Annotated in this window: 6 protein-coding genes; all 6 read right to left on the bottom strand. The window is 67.1% G+C overall.

Annotated elements, in window-relative coordinates:
* A partial coding sequence (locus F6X40_RS21845) for a Na+/H+ antiporter subunit G (protein ID WP_187629188.1) occupies positions 1 to 386 on the bottom strand: 386 nt, incomplete at its 3' end.
* 8 nt (positions 387 to 394) lie between these two features.
* Positions 395 to 670, bottom strand: coding sequence for a K+/H+ antiporter subunit F (locus F6X40_RS21840; protein WP_184070162.1), 276 nt, complete (start codon positions 668 to 670; stop codon positions 395 to 397).
* Positions 664 to 1158 (bottom strand): Na+/H+ antiporter subunit E, encoded by a 495-nt coding sequence (locus F6X40_RS21835; RefSeq protein WP_187629187.1) that lies wholly within the window; start codon positions 1156 to 1158, stop codon positions 664 to 666. The genes F6X40_RS21840 and F6X40_RS21835 overlap by 7 nt, the downstream gene beginning before the upstream one ends.
* A 2-nt stretch (positions 1159 to 1160) precedes the next feature.
* Positions 1161 to 2951, bottom strand: coding sequence for a monovalent cation/H+ antiporter subunit D (locus F6X40_RS21830; protein WP_187629186.1), 1791 nt, complete (start codon positions 2949 to 2951; stop codon positions 1161 to 1163).
* Positions 2948 to 3280 carry a Na+/H+ antiporter subunit C gene (locus F6X40_RS21825; RefSeq protein ID WP_090803875.1) on the bottom strand — a complete coding sequence of 111 codons (333 nt, stop codon included), beginning with the start codon at positions 3278 to 3280 and terminating at the stop codon, positions 2948 to 2950. Before F6X40_RS21825 ends, F6X40_RS21830 begins: the two co-directional genes overlap by 4 nt.
* Positions 3280 to 6081, bottom strand: a complete 2802-nt coding sequence (locus tag F6X40_RS21820) for a monovalent cation/H+ antiporter subunit A (protein WP_187629185.1) — start codon at positions 6079 to 6081, stop codon at positions 3280 to 3282. The genes F6X40_RS21825 and F6X40_RS21820 overlap by 1 nt, the downstream gene beginning before the upstream one ends.
* Between the last annotated feature and the right edge of the window lie 86 nt (positions 6082 to 6167).

The raw sequence follows: 6167 nt of genomic DNA, 5'->3' as shown, positions 1-6167 counted from the left end.
AAGAGACAGTCCCGCAACTCCCCCGTATTCCCCCGTTCCGCGCAAGCGCCCGTAACAGGCGGCCGCCCCCGCGTCGCCTCTGACAGCGTCACTCCCTGCTGAATCCCAGCCTTCGCCAGCATATGTGCGCTAATCGGCGCGGTGAGAAACAGAAACGCCGGAATCAGCAGCTCATGCAGGCTCGCGAAGTTGTTATGCGCGCTGAAATACACCACCGACGCGAGCACGATGCCGCCCACACCGAGCGTGGTCGACTTGGTCGGACCGTGCAGCCGCATGAAGAAGTCGGGCAGCCGAGCGAGCCCGACCGCCCCGACCAGCGTGAACAGACTGCCGGCCAGCAGCAGCAAACAAACGATCGCTTCGACAAAAGTTTCCATCGGCATACCCCACGCTAGTTGAGTTCGATGATGTCGCCGCGCTGCAGGTACTTGGTGAGCGCGACGGTACCCACGAAACCCATCACGGCAATCAGAAGCGCAACCTCGAAGAGCACCGTCGAGCGCAAGCTGATGCCGTACACGACGATCAACGCGATCGCATTGATGTTGAGCGTGTCGAGCGCGACGATGCGATCGGGCAGCGACGGCCCGCGCACGAGGCGCCACAGCGTGAGCAGGAACGCAATGCCGAGGATCGCGAGCGAGATCGGAATCACGATGGTTAGCATGCGAAGATCTCCATCAATGGGGCTTCATAACGGGACTTGATGAGCGCGATGAGTGCCGCTTCGTCGCCGAGATCGAGCACGTGCACGGAGAGGCGCGTGCGGTCGTCGCTGAGTTCGGCGCACAGCGTGCCCGGGCTCAGCGAGACCACGCTGATAAGCACCGTGAGCGCGATCTCGTGGGTGCTGTCGAGCGGCACGTCGATGAACGCCGGGCGCATCCGCTGCGTCGGGCCGAGCACGAGCAGCGCGACCTCGACGTTGGCCACGATGATATCGACCAACACATGCCAGGCGAGGAGCACGAGCAGCCACGGTCGGCCGAAGCGCACCGGTCGCAGCCACAAGCCTTCGGCGACGCGAAAAGAGATCGCGTAGCCGAGCACGGCGCCGAGCAGCAGATTGCCCGGCGAGACGTCGTTCATCAGCAGCACCCAGCAGATGATCAGGAAGACCGCGAGCCACGGGTGGGGGAAGAGCCTTTTCAACATCGTCAGTTCCCCTGTGCGTCGGCCGTGGTCGCGGCGGCCGCTGATGGCGAGGAGCGCGCCGCGGGCAGGATCGCGTGTACGTAGGCGGCGCGATCGAATAGCTGTGTCGCCGTATCGGTGAGATAGTGCCGCACCGCGCCCGCGCCGAGCGTGATGGCCACGACGCAGCCGAGCAGGATCGCGCAGGCGGCGAGCTTCGCATTACTGCCACGCGGTGCGCGCTCCTCTTTGCCGGCGGCGGCGCGCGCGGCCGGCGCGGCCCACATCAGGCGCGTGCCCGTGCGGCTCAGCGCGACGATCGAGAGCAGGCTCGACAGCAGTACGGCCGGCCACAGCACGACTGCCGCGCCGAGCGGCGTGGCGGCCAGCACCATCGCCTTGCCGAGGAACCCGGACAGCGGCGGCAGGCCCGCGGCGCCCACCGCGGCGATCAGATAGAGCAGCGCGGCGAGGTTCGACGGCCACGGTGCATGCGTGCGCGGGACCGCTTCGACCGTAGCTTCGGCTTCGGTGTGAGCCGGTTCCCCGACCAGCACGGCGAGCGCGCCGGCCGTCTCGACCTGCAGCGGCTGCACCCGCGCCAGCGTTGCCACCGCTTCGCCGTCCGGGTCGGGCGAGATGGCCGCCGCGGCCGCGTCGTCGAGCGCTTCGAGCGAGCCGGGCTCGATCGAATTGGCATCGGCGGAAACGGCGGAAGCGGCGGCATGGGCGGCGTGCGGGGTCGGGGCTTGCTCGGGTTCGAGCGTGTCGGCGAGCAGGAACAGCGCGCCAGTGCAGAGCGTCGTGCTGATCAGGTAGTAGAGCAGCGCGCTCCATGCAAGCGGCGTCTGTAGTGCGATCGCCGCGATCAGCAGACCCACCGAAACCAGCACGAGATAGCCCGTCGTGGTCTTGAGACTCGACACCGCCAACGCGCCCAGCGCGCCGAACACGATCGTCGCGATCGCGAGCCACCACGCCCACTGATGCATGAACGCATCGAGCACGCCGCCCGCCGCGCCGAACACGAGCGCGTCGCAGCGCAGCATCGCATAGATGCCGACCTTGGTCATGATCGCGAACAGCGCGGCCACCGGGCCGATGGCGCTGCGGTAGGCCTGCGGCAACCAGAACGACATCGGAAACACGGCGGCCTTGAGGCCGAACACGAGCATCAGCGTCGCGCCCGCGAACTGCGCGAGCGGCAGCGACTCCGGCCCGAGACGCGCCAGACGTTCGCCCATGTCGGCCATGTTGAGCGTGCCCGTGACGCCGTAGAGCACGCCGATCGCGATCAGAAAGAACGACGAACCGACGAGGTTCATCAACAGATAGTGCAGCCCGTTGCGCACCCGTCGCGCGCCGCCACCATGCAGCAGCAGCGCGTACGACGCGATCAGCAGCAGCTCGAAGAACACGAACAGGTTGAAGAGATCGCCCGCGAGGAAGGCGCCGTTCAGGCCCATCAGCTCGAACTGGAACAGCGCACGGAAATAGCGGCCGCGCCTCGCATCCTCGCTCGAGGTGCCGAGCAGGCAGCAGACCGCCAGCACGGCGGTGAGCACCAGCATCAGCGCGCCGAGCCGGTCGAGTTCCAGCACGATGCCGAACGGCGCGGGCCATGCGCCGAGCGCGTAGCTGGCGATCTCGCCTTGCGCGGCGCGCGCCATCAGCAGGCACGCGACGGGCAGCAGCGCGATGATGGCGAGCGCGTTCAGCGCGCGTTGCAGGCGTTTCGCGCGCGGCGGCAGCACGACGATGACGCCCGCGGAAAAGAGCGGAATCAGGATCGGGAGCAGGAGAACGTGGTTCATTCGACGGGCGTCTCCTCGTCATTGACGTGATCGTTGCCCGTGATCGAAAACGAGCGCAGCGCGAGCACCACGGTGAAGGCCGTCATTGCGAAGCCGATCACGATGGCGGTCAGCACGAGCGCTTGCGGCACCGGATCGACGTATTGCGCCCCCGCCGCGATGACCGCTGGCTTGCCGATCGCAAGCCGGCCCATGCCGAGCAGGAACAGGTTGATCGCATACGAGAACAGCGTGATGCCGAGAATCACCGGCAACACGCGTGCGCACAGCAGCAGGTAGATGCCGCACGCGCAAAGCACGCCGATCGCGATGGCAAATGCGGCTTCCATCAGCTTTTCTCCACGGACTGCATGTCCTTGTCGCGTACGCCGAGGTGCGAGACGATCGTGAGCGTCGTGCCGACCACCGCGCCCGTTACGCCGAGATCGAACAGCATCGCCGTGGACAGTTCGATCTCTCCGATCAGCGGCACGTGCAGGTGCCCGAACGCACTGGTCAAAAACGGCTGGCCGAACGCGAGACTGCCGAGCCCCGTGGCCGCGGCGATCAGAATGCCGAAGCCCGCGAGCGCGCGGTAGTTGAGGTGGATGCGCGACTCGGTCCACAGCACCCCGCTCGCGACGTACTGCAGCAACAACGCGATCGAGAGGATCAGCGACGCGATGAAGCCGCCGCCCGGCAGGTTGTGGCCGCGCAGGAACACGAACACGGCGACGAGCACGGTGAGCGGCAGCATCAGCCGCGCGAGGATCGCGAGCATCAGCGGATGCGATTGCGACGACCATGGCCGGCCATCCGGCCCCGCATCGGGCGACTTCAGGCGCAGCCCGCGCAGCAGCGCCTTGACGGCGAGTCCCGCGACCACGAGCACGCTGATTTCGACCATCGTATCGAAGCCGCGGAAATCCACGAGGATCACGTTCACGACGTTGTGGCCGCCGCTGCCGGGCAGCGCATTGGCGAGGAAGTACGGAGCGATGCCTGGCACCGGCGCGCTCGTCATGATCCTGTACGACACGGCGCCGAGCAGCGCGCCGCCCGCGAGCGCGAGCACGCCGTTGCGCAGCCGGACGGGGAGCGGCTCGACGGCGCGTTGCAGCGCGGGCAGGAAATAGACGGCCAGCACGAGCAGCAGGATCGTGACCAGTTCGACGGAGATCTGCGTGAGCGCGAGATCGGGCGCGGAGAAGCGCACGAAGGCGAGCGACACGAGCAGGCCGCAGGTGCTCAGCATCACGAGCGCGTAAAGGGTGCGCGCACGCACGAGCACCACGCCGACGGCGAGCAACGCCATCAGCACGAGGCCGCTTAGCGTGAACGGATCGGGCGGCAGGCGCGTGTGGCTGCCGCTCCAGGTGTCGAGCGCGACGAGCGGCACGCCCGGCACGATCAGCATCGCCGCGATCATCCATGCGAGGTAGGCCGGCAGCGAGCGCGTCTCGAACAAGCGCACGATCACGCCGGCGCTCTGTTCGAGACGCTGCACGAAGCGCTCGAAGATTTCGCTCGCGTTCAACTCGGTGAGCGCCGTGCGACGGTGGCGGAACGCATTGCGGCGCAGGAAAAAGAGCGCCGCACCCGCCGCGAACGACACCGCGCTCATCACGAGCGGCGTATTGACGCCGTGCCACAGGCTCAGGCTGTAGTCGGGCAGCTTGCCGCCGAGCGTGACCCACGCGGCCGACTCGAGCAGCCTGCCGATGCTTTGCTGCGGGAACAGGCCGATCAGCAGGCACAGCGCCACGAGAATCTCGACCGGCAGCCGCATGAAGCGCGGCGCCTCGTGCGGCGGATAGTGCGGCAGATCGCGCGGCGTCTCGCCGTCGAAAAACACGCCCCAGACGAAACGTAGCGAGTACGCCACGGAGAGCGCCGCCGCCACGATCGCGATGACCGGCACGGCGAGGTTCAGCGGCCCGAACATGCTTTGCGCGAGTGTTTCGCCGAAGAACATTTCCTTCGAGAGAAAGCCGTTGAGCAGCGGCACGCCGGCCATCGACAGCGACGCGACGCTCGCGAGCACGGCCGTATGCGGCATGTACCTGCGCAGGCCGCGCAGACGGCCCAGATCGCGCGTGCCGGTTTCGTGATCGACGATGCCCGCGGCCATGAAGAGCGACGCCTTGAACACCGCGTGGTTGACCGTGTGAAAGAGCGCGGCGACAGTCGAGAGCTGCGTGTCGAGGCCGAACAGCAGCACGATCAGGCCGAGATGGCTGATGGTCGAATAGGCGAGCAGGCCCTTCAGATCGCGCTGCAACAACGCCATCCCCGCGCCGCCCACCAGCGTGACGAGCCCGGCCACTGTCGCCGTGTAAGCCCAGAGGTGGGTACCTTCGAGGACCGGATAGAGACGCGCGAGCAGGAACACGCCGGCCTTCACCATCGTCGCCGAATGCAGATAGGCCGACACGGGTGTAGGCGCCGACATCGCGTGCGGTAGCCAGAAGTGGAAAGGAAACTGCGCCGACTTCGTGAACGCCGCGAACAGCGTGAGCAGCAGAATGGCCGGGTAGAGCGGATCGTGCTGCACCTTGTCATGCTGGGCGAGCACGTCGTTCAGCTCGTAGCTGCCGCATACGTGGCCGAGCAACAGCACGGCCGCAAGCAGCGCGAGACCGCCCGCGCCGGTGATGGTGAGCGCCATGCGTGCGCCGCGCCTCGCGTCGGGCCGCGATGGCCAGAAGCCGATCAGCAGGAACGAGACGAGGCTCGTCAGTTCCCAGAAGATGACGAGCAGCAGCAGGTTGCTCGACAGCACGATGCCGAGCATCGCGCCCATGAAGAGCAGTAGCAGTAGGTACAGACGCGGCAACGAATCGCTGCCGGCGAGGTAGTAGCGTGCGTAGATGAAGACGAGCAGGCCGATCGCGAGTACGAGCAACGCGAACATGAACGACAGGCCATCGAGGCGCAGCGACAGCGCGAGGCCGATGTCGGGCATCCACTCATGGCGCCATTGCAGCACGTCGTGGTCGCCCATGCCCACGCGCTCGCTCAGCAGCAGCGCGCAGCCGAACAGCGCCGTCGCGAACGCGATCCAGGTGCAGAGCGCGGCGGCGCGCGGCCTCGTGAGCGCAATGAGCGCCGCGGCCATGAACGGAAGTAGGACGAGCCACCCCAGTACCATTCGATGCCCTCCGGGAGTTCGAGTGTTAGACGGTGTGGCTGGCCGGTGGGACTGGGCCGGCGTGCCACCAGCCGGGCGGCTGCCCA

Origin of the sequence: Paraburkholderia sp. UCT31, assembly GCF_014397655.1 — a bacterium.
GTDB classification, from domain to species: domain Bacteria; phylum Pseudomonadota; class Gammaproteobacteria; order Burkholderiales; family Burkholderiaceae; genus Paraburkholderia; species Paraburkholderia tuberum.
The sequence above is the reverse complement of the archived record's forward strand: the minus strand, read 5'-3'. Positions and strand labels throughout refer to the sequence as shown.